Source organism: Streptomyces sp. NBC_00376 (assembly GCF_036077095.1).
Taxonomy (GTDB): Bacteria; Actinomycetota; Actinomycetes; order Streptomycetales; family Streptomycetaceae; genus Streptomyces.
Genome location: NZ_CP107960.1, coordinates 5,850,840 through 5,874,372, shown reverse-complemented (window position 1 = coordinate 5,874,372; position 23,533 = coordinate 5,850,840). Strand labels below are relative to the sequence as shown.

General features: G+C 70.4%; 21 protein-coding genes and 2 tRNA genes. 3 read left to right on the top strand and 20 right to left on the bottom strand.

From position 1 onward, the window contains the following. Nucleotides 1-71 precede the first annotated feature (71 nt). Complete coding sequence (locus OG842_RS26380; protein WP_266733103.1) at nt 72-533, top strand: DUF5959 family protein; 462 nt, start codon at nt 72-74, stop codon at nt 531-533. A 109-nt stretch (nt 534-642) separates the two neighbouring features. Here the strand turns inward: OG842_RS26380 and OG842_RS26375 are convergent, their stop codons facing one another. From OG842_RS26375 to OG842_RS26335, 9 genes are all read right to left on the bottom strand, one after another. Next, a complete protein-coding gene (locus OG842_RS26375) occupies nt 643-1,527 on the bottom strand; it encodes a YceI family protein (RefSeq protein ID WP_266733101.1) in 885 nt (294 codons plus the stop codon). Between the two features lie 209 nt (nt 1,528-1,736). After that, nucleotides 1,737-4,370 (bottom strand): ComEC/Rec2 family competence protein, encoded by a 2,634-nt coding sequence (locus tag OG842_RS26370; RefSeq protein WP_266733099.1) that lies wholly within the window; start codon nt 4,368-4,370, stop codon nt 1,737-1,739. Then, the gene (locus tag OG842_RS26365; RefSeq protein WP_323185787.1) at nt 4,367-4,798 is read right to left on the bottom strand and encodes a ComEA family DNA-binding protein; all 432 of its coding nucleotides are present in this window, start codon (nt 4,796-4,798) and stop codon (nt 4,367-4,369) included. Before OG842_RS26365 ends, OG842_RS26370 begins: the two co-directional genes overlap by 4 nt. A gap of 815 nt (nt 4,799-5,613) precedes the next feature. Further along, a complete protein-coding gene (locus tag OG842_RS26360; protein ID WP_266733096.1) occupies nt 5,614-6,459 on the bottom strand; it encodes a DegV family protein in 846 nt (281 codons plus the stop codon). Between the two features lie 108 nt (nt 6,460-6,567). Further along, nucleotides 6,568-7,368 carry a hypothetical protein gene (locus OG842_RS26355; RefSeq protein ID WP_266733095.1) on the bottom strand — a complete coding sequence of 267 codons (801 nt, stop codon included), beginning with the start codon at nt 7,366-7,368 and terminating at the stop codon, nt 6,568-6,570. Nucleotides 7,369-7,531: 163 nt separating this feature from the next. Beyond that, on the bottom strand, nt 7,532-10,405 hold the full coding sequence (gene leuS, locus OG842_RS26350) for a leucine--tRNA ligase (RefSeq protein ID WP_266733094.1): 2,874 nt from the start codon (nt 10,403-10,405) through the stop codon (nt 7,532-7,534). A gap of 342 nt (nt 10,406-10,747) precedes the next feature. Further along, a tRNA-Ala gene (locus tag OG842_RS26345) sits at nt 10,748-10,820 on the bottom strand. A 142-nt stretch (nt 10,821-10,962) separates the two neighbouring features. Then, on the bottom strand, nt 10,963-11,196 hold the full coding sequence (locus tag OG842_RS26340; RefSeq protein ID WP_015608461.1) for a hypothetical protein: 234 nt from the start codon (nt 11,194-11,196) through the stop codon (nt 10,963-10,965). Between the two features lie 248 nt (nt 11,197-11,444). Next, nucleotides 11,445-12,896 (bottom strand): MFS transporter, encoded by a 1,452-nt coding sequence (locus OG842_RS26335; RefSeq protein ID WP_266733093.1) that lies wholly within the window; start codon nt 12,894-12,896, stop codon nt 11,445-11,447. Between the two features lie 135 nt (nt 12,897-13,031). Here OG842_RS26335 and OG842_RS26330 point away from each other — a divergent pair, with 135 nt between their 5' ends. After that, nucleotides 13,032-13,946 carry a helix-turn-helix transcriptional regulator gene (locus OG842_RS26330; protein WP_443064071.1) on the top strand — a complete coding sequence of 305 codons (915 nt, stop codon included), beginning with the start codon at nt 13,032-13,034 and terminating at the stop codon, nt 13,944-13,946. A gap of 74 nt (nt 13,947-14,020) precedes the next feature. Here the strand turns inward: OG842_RS26330 and OG842_RS26325 are convergent. The 7 genes from OG842_RS26325 to OG842_RS26295 all read right to left on the bottom strand — a co-directional run bounded on the left by OG842_RS26325 (nt 14,021) and on the right by OG842_RS26295 (nt 18,244). After that, nucleotides 14,021-14,093 (bottom strand) — tRNA-Ala (locus OG842_RS26325). Between the two features lie 105 nt (nt 14,094-14,198). Further along, complete coding sequence (locus tag OG842_RS26320; protein WP_266733827.1) at nt 14,199-14,852, bottom strand: histidine phosphatase family protein; 654 nt, start codon at nt 14,850-14,852, stop codon at nt 14,199-14,201. Next, nucleotides 14,849-15,280, bottom strand: a complete 432-nt coding sequence (gene rsfS, locus OG842_RS26315) for a ribosome silencing factor (RefSeq protein WP_124717755.1) — start codon at nt 15,278-15,280, stop codon at nt 14,849-14,851. The genes OG842_RS26320 and rsfS overlap by 4 nt, the downstream gene beginning before the upstream one ends. Before the next feature lie 114 nt (nt 15,281-15,394). After that, entirely contained in the window at nt 15,395-17,167 is a 1,773-nt protein-coding gene (locus tag OG842_RS26310) for an LCP family protein (protein ID WP_266733092.1), read from the bottom strand. A 19-nt stretch (nt 17,168-17,186) separates the two neighbouring features. Continuing rightward, the gene (gene nadD / locus OG842_RS26305) at nt 17,187-17,804 is read right to left on the bottom strand and encodes a nicotinate-nucleotide adenylyltransferase (protein ID WP_266733091.1); all 618 of its coding nucleotides are present in this window, start codon (nt 17,802-17,804) and stop codon (nt 17,187-17,189) included. Between the two features lie 38 nt (nt 17,805-17,842). After that, nucleotides 17,843-18,007 (bottom strand): hypothetical protein, encoded by a 165-nt coding sequence (locus OG842_RS26300; RefSeq protein WP_266733090.1) that lies wholly within the window; start codon nt 18,005-18,007, stop codon nt 17,843-17,845. Between the two features lie 84 nt (nt 18,008-18,091). Further along, nucleotides 18,092-18,244, bottom strand: coding sequence for a hypothetical protein (locus OG842_RS26295; protein ID WP_266733089.1), 153 nt, complete (start codon nt 18,242-18,244; stop codon nt 18,092-18,094). 111 nt (nt 18,245-18,355) lie between these two features. Between OG842_RS26295 and OG842_RS26290 the strand changes: the two genes are divergently transcribed. Next, on the top strand, nt 18,356-19,501 hold the full coding sequence (locus OG842_RS26290; protein ID WP_266733087.1) for a M48 family metallopeptidase: 1,146 nt from the start codon (nt 18,356-18,358) through the stop codon (nt 19,499-19,501). Here the strand turns inward: OG842_RS26290 and OG842_RS26285 are convergent. The 4 genes from OG842_RS26285 to OG842_RS26270 form a co-directional block, all read right to left on the bottom strand. Next, nucleotides 19,413-20,555 (bottom strand): SCO2583 family membrane protein, encoded by a 1,143-nt coding sequence (locus tag OG842_RS26285; protein ID WP_266733086.1) that lies wholly within the window; start codon nt 20,553-20,555, stop codon nt 19,413-19,415. The two genes, OG842_RS26290 and OG842_RS26285, sit on opposite strands and share 89 nt — an antisense overlap. Before the next feature lie 303 nt (nt 20,556-20,858). Further along, nucleotides 20,859-21,461, bottom strand: a complete 603-nt coding sequence (locus tag OG842_RS26280) for an SCO2584 family spore wall biosynthesis protein (protein ID WP_266733085.1) — start codon at nt 21,459-21,461, stop codon at nt 20,859-20,861. A gap of 111 nt (nt 21,462-21,572) precedes the next feature. Continuing rightward, a complete protein-coding gene (locus OG842_RS26275; RefSeq protein ID WP_266733084.1) occupies nt 21,573-22,856 on the bottom strand; it encodes a glutamate-5-semialdehyde dehydrogenase in 1,284 nt (427 codons plus the stop codon). 97 nt (nt 22,857-22,953) lie between these two features. Beyond that, complete coding sequence (locus OG842_RS26270; protein WP_266733083.1) at nt 22,954-23,454, bottom strand: hypothetical protein; 501 nt, start codon at nt 23,452-23,454, stop codon at nt 22,954-22,956. Nucleotides 23,455-23,533 lie beyond the last annotated feature (79 nt).

Sequence of the window (23,533 nt, the reverse complement as noted above, 5' to 3'; positions counted from 1 at the left end):
CTTCGAGACGTGGGCGTCGGTCCGTGAGTCCTGCACGATGACGGTGATCGTCTTGGGTTTCGGGAGGGCTCGTGGTTGAGGACGACGGGGTGGACTTGATCCACATGGTCGGCGCGGACAGTAGCGTCCGGCTGCGAGTACTGGGTCGACACATGCCGGGGGCGACTCCGTACAACGACTACCTCGACGCCGAGATCATCGTCACGAGTGGCTTCGCCAACGGGCGCCTTGAGGTGCGTCTGTCACCCGAGGATCTGGACGACTGGCACTCGGCCCTGGACGAGCTCGCAGCAGGCAGTGGCATCCGCTGGCTGCGCAATACTGAGATCCGAATTGAGATCGACCGCCAGTTTTCGGTGCCCGTGCCCATCGTCACGGTAAAGGACGAAGCCGAGTCGATCTCCTCGGTCCGAATCTGGTTGGACGTGGGCCACGGCTGGGTCGATGACCTGCGCAGGCAGTACGAGCGGGTGCGGAGGACCTGGCCGAACGAGGTGGTCACATCACCACGTGCACTGAACTACTGGCAGTGAAGCGAGCCGACCGACGCGGGCCGAAACCGAACTCCTGTGGCAGGTGCCCCCGGGCGATCCCGGTATGCAGAGATCATTCTTTGGGAGTTCTCAGCGGGGCGCCGGCGGCTCAGGTCTTGGGGACGATCTGGATGTCCATGTCTATGGAGATGCTGGAGCCGACGGCCGCGATGCCTCGGGCCAGCATGGTCTGCCAGGTGAGAGTGAAGTCCTCGCGGTGCAGTTCCGTGGTGGCCCGGCAGGCGGCGCGGGTCTCGCCCTCCAGGCCGTTGCCCAGGCCGAGGTACTGGGTGTCCAGGGTGACCGTGCGGCTGACACCGTGCAGCGTGAGCGCACCGGTGACGCCCCAGCGGGTGCCGCCGCGGTGGACGAAGCGGTCGCTGTAGAACTCCATCGTCGGGTAGCGCCCGACGTCGAGGAAGTCGCTGGAGCGCAGATGGTCGTCCCGCATCTGGACATTCGTGTCGATCGACGCGGCGTCGATGATCACGTGCATGGCCGAGTCCTCCATGCGGTCGGCTATCCGCACGGCACCCGCAAAGTTGTTGAACCGGCCGTGGATGCGCGCCAGACCGATGTGCCGGGCCGTGAAGCCGATCTGTGAATGCATCGGCTCGACCTCCCACTCCCCCGGTGCGGGAAGCTGCGGAGGCGCGGACAGTTGCAGGGTCACATCACCCAGACTCGCGTGACCGCCCTCGGCCACAGTGGCCGACGCATGGAAGGGGGTGAAGCCCTCGGCCGTGACGGCCAGCCGGTACTCACCGGCCGGGACGGTGGCGAGGACATTGCCGAACGGGTCGGTCTCACCGCCGAAGACCTTTCGGCCCGCGCCGTCCGTGACCACGAACTCTGCCTGCGGCACGACCGCGTTGACCGGGTCGAGCACCCGGCAACTGAGCAATCCGGCAGTGAGCGGCACTTCCAGCCCGGCCAGGGCATTGCCCTGCGCCACGCCCGTCGCTCGCCTGCTGTTCAGCCAACGACCGAACATGTTCCACCTTCCCCCGGGGACGATTCACCTTGGGGCCCGGCGGCTGGACGTCTCTGTCGGAGCAGCGGCCCACCGACGAGCATGCATTCGATCACCATTGTGCCGTTCGAGGCAAACAGAGCGGCTAGGCGGGTCTTGGAATGGCTTGGGCGTAGGTGTTACCGAAGGTCCGAATTCGCCTCGTGCCCGGCACTCCCGGCTCGTTCCGGTCATGACCGGCCCACCGCCCGCAGCCCCGGGCCGGCACCCGTCAGGGCGATCGCGCCATCGGTGTCCGTACGCAGCACCGCGGCGCCGCCCGCTCGGAGTGCCTCGACGGTTCGCGCGGCCGGGTGACCGTACGGGTTGTCCTTGCCCACGCTCACCAGGGCGAACCGCGGACGCGCACTGCGCAGCAGCGCGGGGTCCTGATGCGCTGAGCCGTGATGCGCGACCTTGAGCACGTCCACCCTCGGCAGTGCGGGATATCGGTGCAACACCCCTTGCTGGGCCTGTGGTTCGAGGTCTCCCAGAAGCAGCAGGGTCAACCCGCCGGTTCGGACGTACAGGGTGACACTGGCATCGTTCGGCTCCAGCGGTACGGGGCCGGCGCCCTGGCCCAACGCTGTTCCCCCGGCTCCCGTCGCATTCGCCGGCCAGAGGACCCGCCAGTCGAGCGCCCCGATCCGGCGGCGTTCCCCCGGCGCGGCCCGCACCAGGGGCACATGCGATTCGGCCGCCGTTCTCCGTACGAACGCGACCTGGTCCGGCGGTTCGTCCAGGCTCGTCGTCTCGATCGCACCCACCGCCCTTCCCCGCAACACCCCTGGCAGGCCCCGCACATGGTCGGCGTGAAAGTGTGTGAGGACCAGGAACGGCACCTCGGTGATGCCGAGGTCGCGAAGGCACCGGTCGACGAGCGAAGGGTCGGGGCCCGCGTCGACGACCACCCCCGCACCGTCCCCCGCCGCCAGCACCAGGGCGTCCCCCTGCCCCACGTCGCACATCGCGAACGTCCAGCCCGGCGGCGGCCATCCGGTCAGTACCCGGGTGAACGGCACCGGGCGCAACACCGCGAGGATCAACAGCAGCGCGGCGGCCGAACAGACCCAGGGGTGCCGCACGATTCGCCGGGCGAAGAGCACCACCAGAGCGGTCAACGCGGTGAGCAGCACCGCCCCCTTCCCGCCGTCGGGCCAGTCGATCTCCGCCCCGGGCAGGGCCGCCCCGGTGCGGGCCACCGTGGCGATCCAACCGGTCGGCCACCCCGCGATCCGGGCGAGCAACTCCGCCACCGGCATGGCCACCGGCGCCAGGGCCAGTGCGGCGAACCCCAGGACCGTGGCCGGTGCCACCGCCGGCTCGGCCAGCAGATTGCACGGAATCGCCACCAGGCTGACCCGGGAGGCGAGCAGCACGACCACCGGCGCGCACACCGCCTGCGCAGCGGCTGCCGCGGCCAGCGCCTCGGCGGGCCGGGCCGGAACTCCGCGCCGTTGCAGCGCATCGCTCCATCTCGGGGCGATCGTCAGCAGGGCGCCGGTGGCCAGCACGGAGAGGACGAAACCGTAACTGCGCGCCAGCCACGGGTCGTGGAGCACCAGCAGGAGAACAGCGGCTGCCAGCGCGGGAATCAGCGATCTGCGCCGCCCCGTTCCGATGGCGAGCAGGGTGATCAGCCCGCAGGCTGCCGCCCGCAGAACGCTCGGCTCGGGGCGGCAGACGATGACGAAGGCAAGCGTGAGCCCGCCGCCGAGCAGTGCCGTGAACCGCAGTGGGATCCCCAACCGGGGTGCCAGCCCGCGGCGTTCGGCCCGGAGCGCCGTGCCCGGTGGTCCGATGAGGAGGATGAGGAGGATCGCGAGGTTGGAGCCGGAGACCGCCATCAGGTGGGTGAGATCGGCGGCCTTGAACGCCTCGTGCAGTTCGGGGGTGATCCGTGACGTGTCGCCGACCACCAGGCCCGGGAGAAGGGCCTTCGCATCGGGATCGAGCCGTTCGGTGGCCTGCCGCAGTCCGCCGCGCAGCGCGCCTGCCGTGCGCTGGAGGGCGGAAGGGGGGCCGATGACGCGAGGCGGCCCCTTGCCCTCGGGCCGCAGCACGGCGGCACTGCGCTCCCCGTCGTGCAGCGGCGGCGAAAGCCGGCCGCCGACGCGCAGGTGGGTGGAGGGGAGCAGCTGCTGCCACCGCCCCGTCGATCCGCCGGGCGAGACGATCAGCAGCACCGGTGTACTCAGCCTGGTGACCGCGCCGTCGGGCCCGGTCAGCCGGGTGATCTCGGCGTCCACGAGGAGGGCGGCGGGCGTGCTGTGGTCGCCCCGCACCCGCGGCGTGGTCCGCCGGGCATCGGACGTCACCGTCACCTCCGCCTCGACCCTCGCGAACCGCTGGGCCAGCGTGTGGACCGGCCCCTGTCGTACGTCCGCGCTGTGCAACCCGGCCGATACGGCCCCGGCCGCCGCGCAGAGCAAGGCCGCGGCGGTGGCTGTGGCGGTCGCCGTGGCCGTGGCCCGCGGCCACCGCCGACCGCGTGACGCGGCCTCGCCCCTCGCCCCTTCCTCACCCGCCTCCGCGTCCTGGGAATCCCCTTCGCCCTCGCCCTCGCCTCCCTCTTCGTCCTCGGCCGTCCTGCGCAGCGCCCGGGTTGCCGAGGCTCCCGCCATGGCCAGGAGCACCATGGCCGTGCCCACGCAGAGCATCACGCCTGCCGTGGTCCACCGCCCCGGCGCACTCAGCGCCAGCGCCGCTCCGGCCCAGGCCGCCAAGGCAGGCGGGACCAGACGGAGATCGGCCGGGCCCTCCTGCCGCGGTTCGGAGAGGCCGAGCCGACGGCCCGAAGCCGCATGGACGTCCAGGTGGCTCATGGCCCCACCAGTGGTTGGAGGTCGGCGAACCGGCGGTCACCGATCCCGTTGACCTCACGCAGTTCATCGATGGACCGGAAACCGCCGTGCTGTGCGCGGTAGTCGACGATGTGCTGGGCGAGAACCGGGCCGACGCCGGGCAACGTGTCCAGTTGTTCGACGGTCGCGGTGTTGAGGCTGACCGGGCCGGCCGCAGCACTCCCGCCGCCGCCGCTGCTGCCCAGCGCGACTCCTCCCGCCCCACCCTCAGTTGAAGTACCGGACGGGGCGCCCACCACGATCTGCTCGCCGTCCATGAGCACCCGCGCGCGGTTGAGCCCGGTGAGGTCTGCTCCGGCCCGGACTCCGCCGGCCGCACGTAGCGCATCGGCCACCCTTGAGCCGGAGGGCAGTTGCCGGATCCCGGGCCTTCGTACCTTTCCGCTCACGTCGACGACGATGTGCCCGCCCGGACCTGTCGCAGGCGGCGGACCCGGTGAGGGCTCCGGCACTCCGACGCCCTCCGACGCCGGAGGCGATGTCCGGGCATGCGCGGCCTCGTCGACCAGATCGGGGGCACGCACGGATTGGGGGCGCGCGGACCAGAAATGCACTGCGGCAAAGACTCCGGCCGCAACCAGGACAACAGCCAACGCGGCAAGGGTCTTTGGCTCCAAGCCGCATCTGAGCTGAAGCCACACCGGAATCCGTTCCCGCAGCGCGGGAACCATTCTCTCCCGCCACCGCCCTGCCACCCCGGAGACCGGAACCGAGGGCGGGGTCGGGGCCGAGGCCGGAACCAAGGCCACGGTCGGGCCCGATACCGGCTCCGCGACCGGGGCCGGAGCCGATACCGAAGCCGGGGCGGTCCCCAGCACGGGCCGCGCGGCCCGCCCGTCGACCCCGCCCGTCATGAGCGCGTCCGCCCGACGGCGCGAAGCCGCCGCTACGGCGTTCGCACCCCCGCGCGACGCCCGTCGCCGACCGGGCCCGAAGCCCGGCCCCGAGCCTGGTCCGGTGCCGGCGCCACCGCCCGGTCCGGTGCCGGGACCACTGCGAACACGGACGTCCGAGGCCGGGGCCCGTCCGGGGCCGCTGCCGCTGGTTGCACGAGGTGATCGGGGAGTCATGCCTCACGACGGTAGGCACATCTGCCCGAACCCGCTGAGCAGCATCAATTCCGGTGGACAACCGACCAGTTGTGGATAACTCGGCCACCCCTCGGGGTGACGTACGAGTGACCGGCAGGGCCTCCCGCCCCGGGTCAGCGCGGCGAGACCACTGCCCCGAGCAGACCGGGCCCGGTGTGCGCACCGATCACCGCACCCACCTCGCTCACATGCAGATCGACCAGCCCCGGCACCCGCCCACGCAACCGCTCGGCGAGCCGCTCCGCCCGCTCGGGGGCCGCGAGGTGGTGCACGGCGATGTCCACTCGGCCGCTGCCCGCCCGTTCCGCGACGATCTCCTCCAGGCGTGCGATCGCCTTCGAGGCCGTCCGTACCTTCTCCAGCAGTTCGATACGGCCGCCGTCGAGCTGGAGCAACGGCTTCACGGCGAGTGCCGACCCCAGCAGGGCCTGTGCGGCACCGATGCGGCCACCACGGCGCAGATAGTCCAGCGTGTCGACGTAGAAGTACGCGGAGGTGCCCGCTGCCCGCTTCTCCGCGGCCGCGACCGCCTCGTCCAGGCTTCCGCCCGCCTCCGCCGTCTCCGCCGAGGCCAGGGCGCAGAATCCGAGGGCCATGGCCACCATCCCGGTGTCCACCACCCGTACCGGAACCGACGCCTCCTTCGCCGCGAGCAGGGCGGCGTCGTACGTTCCCGAGATCTCGGCCGAGAGGTGCAGCGAGACGATGCCGGTGGCCCCCGCCTCGGCCGCATCCCGGTACGCGGCGGCGAACACCTCGGGACTCGGCCGGGACGTGGTCACGGGACGACGCTTCTGGAGCGCCACGGCGAGGGAACGGGCCGAGATCTCGGTGCCGTCCTCCAGAGCCTGATCACCGAGGACGACGGTCAGCGGCACCGCGGTGATGCCGTGCCGCTCCATCGTCTCGGGCGGCAGGTAGGCCGTGGAATCGGTGACGATCGCGACATGGCGGGACATGAGCGGGAGGTTACCTGGCGAGTCCGTGTCCCGGCAGTCCGACCCCGGCCGAATGATCTCTCCTGACCGCTTCGGACCGCATCCGGTCACCGGCGGTCATCGAACGTGTCAGTTCGGCGTTTCGGGCCGGGCCGTCTTCTGCCATGGGTATGCGGTCTGCCGTCGCGGGTCGGGAGCCGTGATCGCCCGCGCCGCATCATCGGCCGGCCCGCTCCCCTGCTCCGGCCGCCGGTCCTGCTCCGGCCGCCGGTCCTGCTCCGGCCGCGGTTCGTGCCCCGGCCGCTGGTCCTGCCCAGGTCCCCGGCTCTGCCCGCTCGTGTCGCCCTGCGGCCGGCCGCCCTGCCCCTGGACCGGTTCGTCCGTCTCCGCGGTCCAGTGGCGAAGCGCCCCCGCCTCCACGTCGATCTGTGCGTTCAGCGCGTCCAGCGAGTCGTCCGAGAACTGCCGCGCCCGGTCACGCGCGGCCCATCGCAGCGAATCCGCGGAGTGCGTGATCCGCTCCGTACGCTGCTTCAGGCTCGGCAACAACGAGGCGACGGTCGCCCGGTCGGGCTCGCGTTCCAGTTTCTTCAGCTCGTCGTCCAGCTCACGGCCGTGCACGCTCAGCCGCTGGAACAGGCCCAGCGACTCCGAGAGCGAGGCGTCCTCGGCGACTCCGGCCCGCAATGCCTCCTGCGTGGCCCGCATGGATGTGCGCAGCGCCAGCCGGAGCTGCGCCAGCTCGCCGCCCACACCCGTCTGCCCGTAGCTCTTCGCCCGCAGCGTGGTCTCCTCGACGGTGCGGCGCGCCTGGCTGATCGTCCGGTCCACACCGCGCTTCGCCGCGCCCACGGCTTTGATGCCCGCGTACACGCCCAGGGCCACAAACGCGAAGAAGAGCAACCCCAGAATCAGGATCACAAATTCCATGAGCGCCCCTCGGATGTCGTTTCGGCTGCCGGTGCCGGCCCCTCCACCGTAAACGGAAAGGGCAGGCCGAGGGTTCCTTCGGAACCCCCAACCTGCCCGTAGGGGAATGCCCCCACACCGTCGCGCGGGGCGCGGTCAGCGCCTCACACGGAACGCCTCGTCATCACGCCGGGACGATGTTGACCAGCTTCGGCGCCCGCACGATCACCTTGCGGATGCCCGCGCCGTCCAGCGCCGCCACCACGGCCGGGTCGGCCAGGGCCAGCGCCTCCAGCTCCTCGTCCGTGATCGACGGGGAGATCTCCAGGCGCGCCTTGACCTTGCCCTTGACCTGCACGACGCAGGTCACGGTCTCGTCCACGACGTACGCCGGGTCGGCGACCGGGAAGTCCTGGTGCACGACCGAATCGGTGTGGCCCAGCCGGCGCCACAGCTCCTCGGCGATGTGCGGGGCCAGCGGCGCCACCAGCAGCACCAGCGACTCGGCGACGGACCGGGACAGCGATCCGCCCGCCTTGGTCAGGTGGTTGTTCAGCTCGGTGACCTTGGCGATCGCCGTGTTGAAGCGCATTCCGGCCATGTCCTGGCCGACCCCGTCGATCGCCTTGTGCAGCGCACGCAGCGTCTCCTCGCCCGGCTCCGTGTCCACGACGGTGACCTCACCGGTCTCCTCGTCGACGACATTGCGCCACAGCCGCTGCAGCAGCCGGTACTGGCCGACGACGGCGCGCGTGTCCCACGGCCGCGACACGTCCAGCGGGCCCATCGCCATCTCGTACAGGCGCAGCGTGTCCGCCCCGTACTCGGTGCAGATCTCGTCCGGCGTGACGGCGTTCTTCAGGGACTTGCCCATTTTGCCCAGGACGCGGCTGACCTTCTCGCCCTGGTAGTAGAACTGTCCGTCGCGCTCCTCGACCTCGGCCGCCGGGACCGCGATGCCGCGGCTGTCCCGGTAGACGAACGCCTGGATCATGCCCTGGTTGTACAGCTTGTGGAACGGCTCGACGGACGAGATGTGCCCCAGATCGTGCAGCACCTTGGACCAGAAACGGGCGTACAGCAGGTGCAGGACGGCGTGCTCGGCGCCGCCGACGTACAGGTCGACACCGCCGGTCGGCTGCCCCTCGCGCGGACCCATCCAGTACTGCTCGATCGCCGGGTCGACCAGCTTTGAGTCGTTGTTCGGGTCCAGATAGCGCAGCTCGTACCAGCAGGAGCCCGCCCAGTTGGGCATGGTGTTGGTCTCGCGGCGGTACTTCTTCGGACCGTTGCCGTCGCCCAGGTCCAGGGTGACGTTGACCCAGTCGGCGTTCCGGGACAGCGGGGTCTCGGGCTGGGTGTCGGCGTCGTCGGGGTCGAAGGTGCGCGGCGAGTAGTCGTCGACCTCCGGCAGTTCCAGGGGCAGCATCGACTCGGGCAGCGGGTGGGCGATGCCGTCCTCGTCGTAGACGATCGGGAAGGGCTCGCCCCAGTAGCGCTGGCGGCTGAACAGCCAGTCACGCAGCCGGAAATTGACGGTGCCCTCGCCGACGCCGTGTGCCGTCAGCCATTCGGTGATCTTCGCCTTGGCGTCGACGACACCCAGGCCGTCCAGCGAGATCTCGTCGTTGGCGGAGTTGACCAGCTTCGCGTCGTACGAGCCGAAGGCGTCCTCCCACGTCGAGGGGTCCGTGCCGCGGTCGTCCGACGGCTCGACGACACAGCGCATCGGCAGCTCGAAGGCGCGCGCGAAAGCGAAGTCGCGCGCGTCGTGCGCCGGTACGGCCATGATCGCGCCGGTGCCGTAGCCCATCAGGACGTAGTCGGCGATGAAGACGGGGACCTTCTCGCCGCTGACCGGGTTGGTGGCGTACGCGCCGGTGAAGACACCGGTCTTGTCCTTGGCCTCGGCCTGCCGTTCCACGTCGGACTTGGCGGCGGCCAGCTTGCGGTAGGCGGCGACCGCCTCGGCCGGGGACGCGTATCCGCCGGTCCACACCGCGTGGGTGCCCTCGGGCCAGGCCGCCGGAGTGATCTGTTCGACCAGCTCGTGCTCGGGCGCCAGCACCATGTAGGTGGCGCCGAACAGGGTGTCCTGGCGGGTGGTGAAGACGGTGATGCTGCCGTCGCCGTCGACCGGGAAGTCGACGCGGGCGCCTTCGGAGCGCCCGATCCAGTTGCGCTGCTGCAGCTTGATCGCCTCGGGCCAGTCCAGCCCGTCCAGGTCGTTCAGCAGCCGGTCGGCATAGGCGGTGATGCGCATGTTCCACTGGCGCAGCTTGGCCTTGAAGACGGGGAAGTTGCCGCGCTCGGAGCGGCCGTCGGCCGTCACCTCTTCGTTGGCCAGGACGGTGCCCAGGCCGGGCGACCAGTTGACGGGCGCGTCGGAGGCGTACGCCAGGCGGTACTCGCTCAGGATGTCCGCGCGCTCGGTGGCGCTCAGCGCGCTCCAGTCACGGCCGTCCGGGGTGGGGCGTGCGCCGCTCTCGAACTGTGCGACCAGCTCGTCGATCGGGCGGGCGCGGTCGGCCTCGGTGTCGTACCAGGAGTTGAAGATCTGCAGGAAGATCCACTGGGTCCACTTGTAGTACTCCGACTCGATCGTGGCGAACGAGCGGCGCTTGTCGTGGCCCAGGCCCAGCCGGCGCAGCTGGGCGGTCATGTTCTCGATGTTGGCCTCGGTGGAGACCCGCGGGTGCGTGCCGGTCTGCACCGCGTACTGCTCCGCGGGCAGGCCGAAGGCGTCGAAGCCCAGGGTGTGCAGCACGTTGTGCCCGGTCATCCGCTGGTGGCGGGCGAAGACATCGGTGGCGATGTAGCCCAGCGGGTGACCGACGTGCAGGCCCGCACCCGAGGGGTACGGGAACATGTCCATGATGAACTTCTTCGGCCTGGCGGCCAGCTCCGGATCGCCCGCCAGGTCACCGGTCGGGTTCGGCGCCTCGTACGTGCCCTCGGCGTCCCAGAAGTCCTGCCAGCGTGCCTCGATGTCGGCGGCCATCGCCGCCGTGTAGCGGTGCGGCGCAGCCGTCTCGGCTGCGGAAGTCGTCTCGCTCATGATCCTCAAAGCTCCATCGATCGTCATCTGCCGGCGCCCATGTCTACGGACACGCGTCTACGGAAACGAAAAATCCCCTCGCACAGGAGGGGACGCCGCGCCGATTCCGACCAGGCATTCTCACCGGTCGGGACTGATCAGCGCGGCTCGCTAAGCAGAAGGCGTACGGCACGCATGGCGTCAGGGTACCGCACGGGCCCGGAACGGGGCCGGGCGCGGCCGAAGCGTGGACAGGGCGGCGGGAGCGTACATGCGACGGAATCCCGGTTCCGGCATCGGTACACGCACACATGCGAGAAGCGGGTCGCCCTGTGTGGGTGACCCGCTTCTCGTACTTCCCTGTGGAGCTAAGGAGAATTGAACTCCTGACCTCCTGCATGCCATGCAGGCGCTCTACCAACTGAGCTATAGCCCCGTGCTGTTTTCCGCCCGGTTTCCCTGGCGACATCGAGAACATTACCGGGGACCCCGCCCGTCCACCAAATCGATTCCCGACCGCTCCGATTTGACCGGTTCTGCGCCACCTGGACCGAGGCCGGCGGCGGCGCCGAAGGGGGTCAGGCAGTGGCGAAGGAGTAGAAGCGCTTGAGCGTGCAGTGCTCCTCCAGCAGCCGACCGTAGATCGGCTCCCCCTCCAGCTCCCGATAGGTCTCGATCGGGTCGCCCTTTATGATCAGCGCCCGAGCGCACTCCTCGCACCAGTACTGGTACTCCGGATTGATCGGGTCCATGTCCCTGACGATGGGCGTACCGCTGCCGCACCAGTCGCATTTCCGCCTGTGTGCACCCATGGGTCAGCTCCGGCTTTGGCCGCGGGCGGTGCATACGAAGAAGGTCCCGCCGTTCTCCAGGGCTGCGGAGAGACCGGGAACTGCGCGGAAACCGGGACCTGCGGGAAGACCGGGAACAAGGAGCAGGTCCGGGACCTCGTGGCGGCTCGCAGGCATCGCGCTCCCTCCCGATCGGTCCGTCGCCCCCTCCGGCGCTCCGATTCTGCCATGACCCCGCAAGAGGGGCAGCCCACCGGAGTTCCGGCCGCTCACCGACGTCGCACGAGACCCGTCACCGCACCCGCCGCAGCGGCCGTCGAGAGCGCGAGGGCGCATACCCACAACGCATGCCCCGACCCCTGCGCCCCTTGCGTATCAAGGCGGTTGAGATAGAGCGTGCCGAACGCGGCGACCCCGGTCAGCTGTCCCAACTGGGTGACCGTCACCAGTACACCGCTCGCATCGGCCGCGTCCTTGGGACTTACGTCCGCCAGCGCCCTCGTGAGGGTGGGGCTGAAGCCCAGCGCCAGGCCGGCGCCCAGCGCCGCGAAGGCCGCGTACAGCGCGGGCCCGCCGTCGCCGCCACCACGCATCAGCAGCCCGACGGCCACGGAGGCGGCGGCCACGAGCACGAACCCGGCGGGCACCAGGGCCCGTTGGAGACCGGTGGGCCAACGCCGCCAGGTCAATCCGGTCACACCGAATACCAGCGCGGTCGGTGCGAACATCAGCCCCGCACGCAGCGGCGAGTAGCCCAGACCCCCCTGGACGTGCAGCGTCATGGCGAACAGGAAGCCCGCGTTGATCGCCATCACCAGGAGAATGCGCAGCGCCGCTCGGGCGATACCGGGAACACGCAGCACCCTGGGCGCGATCAGGGGCGCACCACCGCGCGCGGCCAGCCGTGACTCGTACCCGACGAAACCGGCGAAGAGCCCCACGGAGGCGGCCAGGCAGACCTGCGACCAGACCGGCCAGTCCAGCTCCTGCCCGAGCACCAGGGGGACGGCGAGCAGCGTGACGGCGGCGGCGAGCAGTACCAGCCCCGGCAGATCGAGGCCGCGAGCCCGTGCCTGGACCCTGCCGGGCGCGGTGCGCGGTTCCCGCGGCAGCACACGGATGCCGAGCACCAGCAGCACGAGCCCGATCGGCACGTTGACCAGGAAGACCGGCCGCCAGCCCGCGCCGAACAGATCGGCGCTGACCAGCACCCCGCCGACCACCTGTCCGGCGGCCGCCCCCGTGGCGAGCACCGCGCTGTAGGCACCGAGCGCCCGGATCCGGGCCTCGCCCGTGAAGTGGCGCTGGATGAGGCTGAGCACCTGCGGAATCATCACCGCGGCGGCCGCGCCCTGCACCAGCCGGAAGGCGATCAGCTGCCCGGTTCCCGCGGCGAGTCCGCAGGCGAGCGAGGCCGCGGTGAAGACGCCGAGCCCGGCCAGATGGGCCCGACCGTGTCCGATCAGGTCGCCGAGCCTGGCGCCGGTGATGAGCAGCACCGCGTACGTGATGGTGTAGCCGGCCACGATGAGCTGCAACCCGGCTCCGGAGGCGCCGAGTTCGCTGCGGATCGTCGGGGCGGCGACGTTGACGATGAAGATGTCGAGCAGTGCCATGAACTGGGCCGCGAGCACCAGGGCGAGCACTCGCCCGGAGCGGTTGTCAGTGGCGGGGTCTTTACTGGTTACGGAATGTGGAGTTGCCTCGGATGCCGTCGTCATGACATCGACCCTGGCCCCGGCCGAATACGGGTAACGAGAGCCCGCTGATGCTGGTACCGACAGCACCTGGCAACTCCCCTGCGGGTCACCGAACATGGGGGTGTGGCAGCGGTGACGACACATCAGGCGGCGGGCCTGTCGGGAGATCGGACAACGCCTCGGACAACGCCTCGGACGACACCTCGGACGACGCCTCAGTCGGCGCCTCCGGCAGGCCGGCACCGGCGGCGTCCGGAGCTCGCGGCGTTCCTGCGCAATCGCCGGGCGCGGGTGACACCCGCCGATGTGGGCATGGCACCCGGGCTGCGCCGCCGCACCCCGGGCCTGCGCCGCGAGGAGGTCGCGCAGCTCTCCGGCGTCGGCGTCACCTGGTACACCTGGCTGGAGCAGGGCCGTCCCATCAACGCGTCACCGCAGGTGCTGGACGCCGTGGCGCGCACGCTCCGGTTGGATGCATCGGAGCGCGAACACCTGTACCACCTGGCGGAGGTGGCCTGCGCACCCGGCAGGCAGTCCGACGTCATCGAGGTGGGGCCGGAGATCCAGGGCATCATCGACGCGCTCGATCCGCATCCCGCCGTGGTCTACAACGCGAGATACGACATCCTGGCCACCAACCCCGCCTATCGCGACCTGTTCGCCGTCCCCGCGATCACGGGAACGGGGCTACGCAACGTGCTGTGGACGTTGTTCACGGTGTCCGAGGATGCCTGTCCCGTCGTCCACCGGGCACAGGAGCTGCCGATCATGGTGGCCACCCTGCGGGGCGCGTACGGGCGCCATACGGGCGAGCCCGCCTGGGAGTCGTTCGTCGAACGACTCTCGGCCGCCAGCCCGTACTTCGCCGAGTTGTGGCGCAGCGGGGACGTCGCCCCGCCAGGGCCTCGGGTGAAGAGCTTCCGGCACTGGGCGGTGGCCGGGGACATACGGATGACCTCGGTGTCGCTGTCCATCAACGGCCTGCCGGAGTGCCGGATCGTGGCGTACACACCGGCGGACGAGGAGAGCAGGGAGCGGGTCGCCGCGTTGCGGCGGCGCCGGGAGAGCTGAAGGGCTGCTGGGCGGCTGGGCGGCTGGGCGGCATGCAAAGATCCCGCCCCCTGTTGGGGACGGGATCCTGATTGTGGAGCTAAGGAGAATTGAACTCCTGACCTCCTGCATGCCATGCAGGCGCTCTACCAACTGAGCTATAGCCCCGCTGTTCGCTGTGTTTCTCTGCGTTTCCGCGCTGCGAACAAGAAGAACTTTAGCCTGTGACCTGCCGGAAAGTGAAATCCGGCCGGTGCCGGGGTCGGGACGGCCTCAGGTGTCGTCGCCGAGCACCGGCTCGGGCAGCGTGCCGGCGTTGTGCTCCAGCAGGCGCCAGCCTCGCGCACCCTCGCCCAGCACCGACCAGCAGCAGTTGGAGAGCCCGCCGAGCCCTTCCCAGTGGTGCGCTTCCAGGCCCAGCAGCCGGCCGATGGTGGTGCGGATGGTGCCGCCGTGGCTGACCACGACGAGCGTCCCGTTCTCGGGCAGCTTGTCGGCATGTCCGAGCACCACCGGGGCGGCCCGGTCGGCGACCTCGGTCTCCAGTTCGCCGCCGCCGCGACGCACGGGCTCGCCCCGCTTCCAGGCGGCGTACTGCTCGCCGTACTGCCCGACGATCTCCTCGTGGGTGAGGCCCTGCCAGGCACCCGCGTAGGTCTCACGCAGTCCCGCGTCGTGTGCGACTTCGAGGCCGGTGATCGCGGCGAGCTCGGCGGCGGTGGCCGCCGCCCGCTGCAGATCGGAGGCGACGATCGCATCCGGCTTCAGCGAGGCCAGCAGCCGGGCGGCCCGCTGGGCCTGCCCGACCCCGGCGTCGGTGAGTGCGATGTCCGTGGAACCCTGGAACCTGCGCTCCAGGTTCCAGGCCGTCTGGCCGTGACGCCAGAGGACGATCCTGCGGCCCCTGCCGCTTCCGCCGCTTTTCAGCTCTGCTCACCTTCCGTGCTGCCGGTGAGCCGGGCGTGCTCCTCGGCCTTCCCGCGGGTCTTGACGGCGTCCTCGGGAAGCGCGATCTCGGGGCAGTCCTTCCAGAGGCGCTCCAGCGCGTAGAAGACCCGCTCCTCGCTGTGCTGGACGTGGATGACGATGTCGACGTAGTCGAGGAGGATCCAGCGCGCGTCGCGGTCGCCCTCGCGGCGCACCGGCTTGGCGCCGAGCTCCTTCTGGAGCCGCTCCTCGATCTCGTCGACGATCGACTTGACCTGGCGGTCGTTGGGGGCCGAGGCCAGGAGGAAGGCGTCCGTGATCGACAGCACGTCGCTGACGTCGTACGCGATGATGTCGTGCGCGAGCCGGTCGGCGGCCGCCTGAGCGGCGGCGTTGATGAGCTCGATGGAGCGGTCCGTGGCGGTCACAAGCAGGCTTTCGTCGGCGGTCAGAGAGACCTCTAGGGTCTCACGGACCGCCGACAGCCCACGCAGCGATTGTCCGAAGATCGAATCGACGTCGTCCGGGCGGCCGGACGCGGGTCATTTGATCTTGTAGTCCTGGCCGAGCAGTACGGACACGTCCGCGTTCGCGGCGGGCTTGCCCTGCTTCACCGCGCCCGTCGGCAGGCCCAGGGTCTTGGCGACCTGCGTCGCCTTCTCCTTGTCCGCCGCGGTCCTGTAGACGACCTCGGACAGTGCCACGGTCTCGGCCGTTCCGCCACCGACGAAGGTGTAGCCGCCATTGACCAGCTTGACCTGCGCGGACCCCGTGCCGTCCTGGTCCCCTGTGGCGTTCCTGAGGCCGACCCGCACCGGTGCGTCCGCGCCGGCGCCCGGGGCCTTGACCGAACCGCCCAGGATGTCCTTGACGACGCTCTCGGTGGCCGCGTCGGTCAGTGATCCGTCGGCCTGCACCGGCAGCACCGCCGTCTTGTAGTCGCCGACCTTGGCGTGCTGGGCGAGCTTCGCCAGGGAGGCTCCCAGGTCCTTCTCGGGAAGCGAGGGGTCGAGGATCTGCGCCAGCGTCTGCACGGTGACCGTGGCGGCCTTCGGGTCGTCCGACACCTTCCGCAGCACGCCGCGCATGACCTCCCCGAACCGCGTGAGCTGCTTCGTCTCGGCCTCGCCCGGCCCGCGGTAGGTGGCGTACGCGACGGCCATCCGGCCGCTCAGGGTCTGTGCCTCGCCCTTCTTCACCAGGGGGGAGGCGCCCTTCTTCTCGTCCGGCACATCGGTGTCGGTGTCGACCTCGATGTTGCCGACCAGATCGACAAGGGTCTCCAGGTACGGAGTGTCGAGCCGCCAGGTGCCGCTGATGTCGGTGCCGAGCAGGTTGCCGATGGATTCGCGGGTGCCGGTGGTGCCGTCGTCCTTGACGGACTTGCCGAGGGTGGTCGCCACGCCGTCCTCGTCGGCGACCGCGAGCGAGTTGGGGAGCAGGACCGTGGTGCCCTGCTTGGTCGTCACATTGTCGACGAGCAGCGCCGTGGAGGTGCCGCCCTTCTTGGTGTTGTGCAGATGGACCACGATGACGTCCCGCTTCTGCGGGCCCGTCGATGCCGTGCTGTCCTTGTCCGAGCCGGACAGGCCCGGGATCATTCCGGCGGACCAGAGGTAGCCGACACCGCCGACCACGACCAGGGCCACCACGACTATGAGCGCGACCATGCGGTTGCGGCCGCGACGCCGTGCCTCCTCGCGCCGCTCGCTGCGGCTCTCGGTGAACTTCAGCCAGTCGATGACGTCTTCGGAGTCCTCGTCGGGCTCCTCGATGAAGGAGAACTGCTCGGTGCGGTAGTCGCGGTCGCCACGGCGCTGCCCGGGGACGGCCGCGTCCGGCTCCGCGCCGGGCTCGGGTCCGGGTTCCGGCGGGGTCGGAGCGGCAGGCGCGGGCGGGGCGGGCTGCGGGGCCGCCTGCTGCGGGATGTTCCACTGCTGGGCCGTGTCGACCGCGGCGGGCTGCTGGCCCGCGTCGTAGCCGTAGCCGTCATAGGCGCCGTACGCCTGCTGCTGAGGCTCGTGGGGCTGTTGGGGCTGCTGCTGCGGCTGAGACGCATAGGGGTCGTACCCCTGCGGCTGCACATGCTGCTGGGGCTGCTGCGGCTGGGCGTACGGGTCGTATCCGTACCCCTGGCCGGCCTGTTGCGGCTGCTGCGGCTGCTGGTTCTGCTGCTGCGGCTGGGACGCATACGGGTCGTACGGCTGCTGCTGGACGTGCTGCGGCTGCTGGTACACCGGCTGCCCGTACTCGTCGTAGCCGATGATCTGCGGCTGCTGGTAGTACGGGTCGTACGCGTTCTGTCGGTCGTTCACCGGTGCCCCTCTGCGTCGCTCATTCGCCGCGGTACAGCTGGCGCTTGTCGATGTAGCGGACCACGCCGTCCGGCACCAAGTACCAGACCGGATCCCCCTGCGCGACCCTCTCACGGCAGTCCGTGGACGAGATAGCGAGCGCGGGAACCTCCACGAGGGAGACCCCGCCCTCCGGCAGTCCGGCGTCCGTGAGCACATGCCCCGGCCGCGTCACGCCGATGAAGTGGGAGAGCGAGAACAGTTCGTCCGCGTCCCGCCAGGTGAGGATCTGGGAGAGCGCGTCGGCACCGGTGATGAAGAAGAGGTCCGCGTCGCCGTGGATCGCGCGCAGGTCCCGCAGGGTATCGATGGTGTACGTGGGCCCGCTGCGGTCGATGTCGCTGCGGCTGACCGAGAACTGCGGGTTGGACGCTGTCGCGATGACCGTCATCAGATAACGGTCCTCGGCCGGGGAGACGTTCTTGTGGCTCTTCTGCCACGGCTGCCCGGTCGGAACGAAGATCACCTCGTCGAGGTGGAACTGGGCGGCCACTTCGCTGGCCGCCACCAGGTGTCCATGATGGATCGGGTCAAACGTCCCGCCCATTACGCCGAGTCGGCGCTTTCCGCGGCCGGTAGGCACTTCCTGCTCTCCCATGCGTGCAGAGCCTACTGGCACAGCTGTACGCCTTCGCCTCAGCGGTCGCGGTTGAAGCGAGTGGTGATCCACAGCAGGAGCAGCAGCGCGATGAACGCACCCCCGCCGGTCATGTACGGGCTGAGGCTTTCGTGGTTGCCACCGTGCTCGCCGCCCTCGGAGGCGAGAGTGACCAGCTGGTGTGCGGTGCTCGTGAGGCTCATCTTCGGCAGGACCTATCGATCGGGAGTCGGAAGGAAGACGTCGCGCACATCGTATGCGGGCGCTCCGGGCACGCTCACGCCGACTCAGTCGTTGTTGTCGTCGTTGCGGTATCCGCGGAGCAGGAACCAGCCGAGCAGCCCGGCTCCGACGAGCGAGACGAGCAGCACGATGCGAAGCGTGTTGCCGGGCCCCTGGGCCCCGGATGCGGCGGCGAGCAGAGCAACGGTGTGCGGCATGTCGGGCGTCTCCTCAGTTATCCACAGCCCCCCGCACACCGTAGCCCCAGCACCTACGCTGGGATTTGTCAGGGGGGCGAGTGACATCTCGTACGAACAGGGGGCCCATTCATGACCGAACACAGCAGCGAGAGCCACGAGAACGTGCCGAGCAGGCAGCGCAGGCGTTTCGCAGGGATCTCGTCCCGGGCCTACGAACACCCGGCGGACCGCTCGGCCCTGGTGGCCCTGCGCAAGCTGAGCGGTTTCGACACCGTGTTCAAGACGCTGAGCGGCCTGCTGCCCGAGCGCAGCCTGCGACTGCTCTTCCTCTCCGACTCCGTCCGGGTGAGCGACGCGCAGTTCGCCCATCTCAACGACATGCTTCGCGATGCCTGTTACATCCTGGACCTGGAGAAGGTCCCGCCGATGTACGTCAATCAGGACCCGCAGCCCAATGCCATGTGCATCGGTCTCGACGAGCCGATCATCGTGGTGACGACGGGGCTGGTGGAGCTGCTCGACGAGGAGGAGATGCGGGCCGTCATCGGCCACGAGGTGGGACACGCCCTCTCGGGCCACGCGGTCTACCGCACGATCCTTCTGTTCCTCACCAATATCGCGCTGAAGGTCGCCTGGATCCCGCTCGGCAACGTCGCGATCATGGCGATCGTGACGGCGCTGCGCGAGTGGTTCCGCAAGTCCGAGCTCTCGGCCGACCGGGCCGGGCTGCTCGTCGGCCAGGATCTGCAGGCGTCGATGCGCGGCCTGATGAAGATCGCGGGCGGCAACCACCTGCACGAGATGAACGTGGACGCCTTCCTCGCCCAGGCCGACGAGTACGAGAAGGGCGGCGATCTGCGGGACTCCGTACTCAAGATCCTCAACCTGCTCCCCCGCTCGCACCCGTTCACCACGGTGCGCGCCGCCGAGCTGAAGAAGTGGTCCGAGACCCGCGACTACCAGCGGATCATGGACGGTCACTACCCGCGGCGCGACGAGGACAAGGACACCTCGGTGACCGACTCCTTCCGGGAGTCCGCGGCCCACTACGCGGACACGGTGCGCACCAGCAAGGATCCGCTGATGAAGCTGGTCGGCGACATAGCGGGCGGCGCCGGGGACCTGGGCGGCAAGCTCCGCGACAAGTTCACCGGCCAGGGCGGCAGCTCGGCGGGCAAGGGCGGCGCTAAGGACGGCTCCGCGGACTCTGCGAGGCGGGATGAGCCGCAGAACCCTGATGGGCCGGGGACTGAGCCGGGGTCTGCGGGGAGCTGACCGCCAGGGTCCCGCAGAGTGCCGCCGTGGGCCGGCCCGTCGCGTACGGGTCGGTGCCCGCGGGGCCACGGAGGACGGCGCGCTGCCCGGCGAGCAGTGGGCTCAGCGCACCGGTGGTGTCCGCCGGGCACGACTGCGGTCCGGCCTGGACGTAGCTGGTGCGCAGCTCCAGCCGGTGCAGCCGCAGGTCCTCCCGGTCGAAGCGGAAGTGCAGCTCGCGCCGTACGGTGAAGAGCGAGGCGCCGCCAGCCGGTTGGGGCCCCGCGACGGCCGGGCGGAGCGTGTAGGTGAAGGTGTGGTCCGACACCACCTCCAGGGTGTCGGACCCCTCCTCGGTGTAGCTCAGAGTGCCCCGGACCCGGATGTCCGGACCGGCCAGGGCCACCTTCGCCGGGTCGAACCGCACCAGCCAGCCGGTCGCGGCATGCTGACCGTCGTCCCGCGGATGGTTCATGCTGCGCTCGAACTGGGCCGTCTGATCCGGGTCGAGCAGCATTCCCACCGGGCGCGCAGCGGCGCCGGTGAGCACGTCGGGGTCGAGCGAGGAGGCCACCAGGTAGTCCTTGACCGTGGTCAGGGCCGTCGCCACCTGGCTGTCCGTGAAATTGTCGGTCCGCCTGATCGCCGGCAGATTGATGCCGTCGGCACCTGATCCGAAGTGGGCGGCGGGGCTCCGGGCCAGGAGGGCTGCAGCGGTTCCGCCCGGTACGACGCCCTGCGGTGCCAGGGGTACGACGGTCGACCTCAGCGGCTCGGCCCGTCTGCCCACGGGCACCTCGTAGGGGTGGCGGAGGCCCATGTACACGGCCATTCCGAAGGCCAGGGCGATCAGGAGGATCAGGGCGATGGCGGCTCTGGGCCCGTTGCGCAGGCGCCTGGCCGGCAGACTGCGTACGGCGGGGGCGTGGTCCTCCATGCGCTCCTGGGCGGAGAATTCCCGCAGCCGGGCAGCGCGCACGAACGACTCGTCGAAGACGAGTGACCGGTACTCGTCCTCACCACCGCCCGTCGGACTCTCGGGCGGCCCTTCCGGTGGTTCTCCGCGACCTGCCATGACTTCTCCCGACTCCACGTCATCGACCGGGGCCGAAACGCTTCGCTCTGTCTCGGCCGAATGGCTTCGACAGGGCCTGCCCGTCATGAGTTCGTATGACGTCGCACGACTGCGCATGTACGGACGAGTGAGAAGCCCCCTCGGAGAGAGGGGTCACACCTTCAGGGTAGGTCGATTACGACCGCGATAAACGCCCAGCCGCGAGCGAACCACGGGAGAAACGGAGAAACGGCCGACACGCTTGCCGACCGCTGCCGACGCGGTGCCTGCACGTCGCCGACCGCGCCCCGGTCTGCGCGTGCCTCAGTCCGTGCGGGGGATCGCGGACACCGTGGGGCGCAGAAGGCCCGTGGGGGCCGAGGGGGTGGCGTCGGGGGCAGAGCCCGGTGCGCGGTCCACGCCGGTCGTGGCGGGCGGCGGGGCGGGGTCCTGACGGCTGCCCGAGGTGTTCCGGTAGACGGCGCTGAAGGCCAGCGCGACCATGCCGATGCCCATCAGCACGGCGAGCAGCCAGGCCACCGGCCGGTGCCAGCGCGCCGCACCCCGGTAGGGCCGCAGAGCGCCGCCGTGGCGCCCGTAGGGCCCGCCGCTGCCGTAGGCGTCGTCATCGGGGTCCAGCGGGTCGTCGTAGGCGCCTTCGCGGCTGTACGCGCCGGGGCCGTACCCCTCGTCGTAGAGCTCGTCGTCCAGGGGGCCGCCACCCGCCCGCGCGCGGGAGGCCTCGGCCTCGGCGCGCGCCTGGGCGGCCGCCAGCAGCCGCTCCACGGCGGTCGGCTCATGGATAGCGGCGGCCCGTACGAAGTCCTCGTCGAACACCACGGAGGCGAAGTCCTCGTCCGCGCCCCCGCGGTCGTCGTCGGGCTCCCAGCCGTCCGGGAACGGCCTGCCCCCCACGTCGTCCGGCACGGCTCCAGACTAGCCCCGCCGGGACGTTCTGGGCAGGGAGCCCGCAACATTCACCGGCCCCGTGACCGCCACACTGAAGGTCGCCGAAGGCCGATGAATGCCACCGCAGGGTCACCGCACGTGGCCGTCGCCCGTGACGATGTACTTCGTCGAGGTGAGTTCCGGCAGGCCCATCGGGCCCCTGGCGTGCAGCTTCTGCGTGGAGATGCCGATCTCCGCGCCGAAGCCGAACTGACCGCCGTCGGTGAAGCGGGTGGACGCGTTCACGGCCACCGTCGTGGAGTCCACCAGTTGGGTGAAGCGGCGGGCCGCGGCCTGGGAGGTGGTCACGATCGCCTCGGTGTGGCCGGAGGACCAGAGCCGGATGTGCGCGACGGCCGCGTCCAGCGAGTCCACGACGGCCGCGGCGATGTCGTAGGAGAGGTACTCGGTCTCCCAGTCCTCCGGCGTCGCCTCGACCACGGTGGCCTTGGACCCCTTGGCGTGTTCGAGCACCCGCTCGTCGCCATGGACGGTCACGCCCGCTTCGGCCAGTGCGTCCAGGGCGCGCGGCAGGAACTGCGCGGCGACGTCCTTGTGCACCAGCAGCGTCTCGGCGGCGTTGCAGACGCTCGGGCGCTGCGCCTTGGAGTTGATCAGGATGTCCACGGCCATGTCGAGATCGGTCTGCGCGTCCACGTAGACGTGGCAGTTGCCGGTGCCCGTCTCGATGACCGGCACGGTGGATTCCTCGACCACCGTGCGGATCAGCGAGGCGCCGCCGCGCGGGATGAGGACGTCGACCAGGCCGCGGGCCCGCATCAGCTCCCGTACCGAGTCACGGCTCTCGCCCGGGACCAACTGCACCGCGTCGGCCGGGAGGCCGGAGCCGCCGACCGCGTCGCGCAGCACCCGTACCAGCGCGACATTGGAGGAGTACGCGGAGGACGAGCCTCGCAGCAGGACGGCGTTGCCGGACTTCAGGCAGAGGGCCGCGGCGTCGACCGTCACGTTGGGCCGGGCCTCGTAGATGATCCCGACGACGCCGAGCGGCACCCGGACCTGTCGCAGGTCGATGCCGTTGGGCAGGGTCGAGCCGCGGACGACCTCGCCCACCGGGTCGGGCAGTGCCGCCACGTCCCGCACATCGGCGGCGATGGCGCGGATCCGCTCCGGGGTGAGGGTGAGCCGGTCGATGATCGACTCGCTGGTCCCGGCCTCCCGGGCGCGGGCGACGTCCTCGGCGTTGGCCGTGACGATCTCGCCCGTCCGCACCTCCAGCGCGTCCGCGATCGCCAGCAGTGCGTCGTCCTTGGCCGCGCGCGGCAGCGGCGCGATGTCCGCCGCGGCGGAGCGTGCCCGGTAGGCGGCCTGGGCGACCGGGGACATGTTGTCGTACGGCGAGAGCGTGGTCATGCCCGCAGGGTAGTGCGCACACTGCGGGCATCCGTCACTTATCCCGTGATGCGAGACAGCCACGGCCGGGACAACCGTTTTGGCAGCGGGCGCAGGGTCAGTACGGGTGCACTCCGACCGGAGCGGCCGGGGGCGGCCCGTACCCCTCCGCGACGCGCTGGTGGTACGTCTCGCGGTCGATGACCTCCAGGCCGACGATCTCCCAGGGAGGGAGCCTGGCCGTGGAGCGGTGTTCGCCCCACAGCCGCAGCGCGACGGCCGCCGCGTCGTGCAGATCGCGGGCCTCTTCCCAGTAGCGGATCTCCGCGTGGTCGGCGGCGTACCGGCTGGTCAGCAGGAAGGGATGGTCGTGCGCGAGCTGTTCGAGTCCGCGTCTGATCTCCGACAGAGGAGTGGCGGCTCCCGAGACGCTGAGCGTGATGTGCCACAGCCTCGGCGGGGTGCGTTCCTCCCTCACCACCGTCTGCTCGGACCCGGTGGTCCGGTCGTCCCCTCGCTCCTTGGTCCGGCTCCCGTCGAAGCCGGCACCTGCTCCGACGCTGGTCAGGGCCCGGCCACCCGTTCCTCGGGGCGGCGCCCCCGGGCGCGCTCGTCTCACCGGCGGCCTCCTGTGAATGCGTTTACTGTGCTGTACCCCGCTGTTTCCCCGTTACAAAGTTGACCAGCCCGCGGCCGGG

What these genes read in the sequence shown, in the direction of transcription:
- OG842_RS26375 (WP_266733101.1), bottom strand. Translation starts at nt 1,527, where the DNA reads ATGTTCGGTCGTTGGCTGAACAGCAGGCGAGCGACGGGCGTGGCGCAG.
- OG842_RS26370 (WP_266733099.1), bottom strand. Translation starts at nt 4,370, where the DNA reads ATGAGCCACCTGGACGTCCATGCGGCTTCGGGCCGTCGGCTCGGCCTC.
- OG842_RS26360 (WP_266733096.1), bottom strand. Translation starts at nt 6,459, where the DNA reads ATGTCCCGCCATGTCGCGATCGTCACCGATTCCACGGCCTACCTGCCG.
- OG842_RS26355 (WP_266733095.1), bottom strand. Translation starts at nt 7,368, where the DNA reads ATGGAATTTGTGATCCTGATTCTGGGGTTGCTCTTCTTCGCGTTTGTG.
- leuS (WP_266733094.1), bottom strand. Translation starts at nt 10,405, where the DNA reads ATGAGCGAGACGACTTCCGCAGCCGAGACGGCTGCGCCGCACCGCTAC.
- OG842_RS26340 (WP_015608461.1), bottom strand. Translation starts at nt 11,196, where the DNA reads ATGGGTGCACACAGGCGGAAATGCGACTGGTGCGGCAGCGGTACGCCC.
- OG842_RS26335 (WP_266733093.1), bottom strand. Translation starts at nt 12,896, where the DNA reads ATGACGACGGCATCCGAGGCAACTCCACATTCCGTAACCAGTAAAGAC.
- nadD (WP_266733091.1), bottom strand. Translation starts at nt 17,804, where the DNA reads ATGGGAGAGCAGGAAGTGCCTACCGGCCGCGGAAAGCGCCGACTCGGC.
- OG842_RS26300 (WP_266733090.1), bottom strand. Translation starts at nt 18,007, where the DNA reads ATGAGCCTCACGAGCACCGCACACCAGCTGGTCACTCTCGCCTCCGAG.
- OG842_RS26295 (WP_266733089.1), bottom strand. Translation starts at nt 18,244, where the DNA reads ATGCCGCACACCGTTGCTCTGCTCGCCGCCGCATCCGGGGCCCAGGGG.
- OG842_RS26290 (WP_266733087.1), top strand. Translation starts at nt 18,356, where the DNA reads ATGACCGAACACAGCAGCGAGAGCCACGAGAACGTGCCGAGCAGGCAG.
- OG842_RS26285 (WP_266733086.1), bottom strand. Translation starts at nt 20,555, where the DNA reads ATGGCAGGTCGCGGAGAACCACCGGAAGGGCCGCCCGAGAGTCCGACG.
- OG842_RS26275 (WP_266733084.1), bottom strand. Translation starts at nt 22,856, where the DNA reads ATGACCACGCTCTCGCCGTACGACAACATGTCCCCGGTCGCCCAGGCC.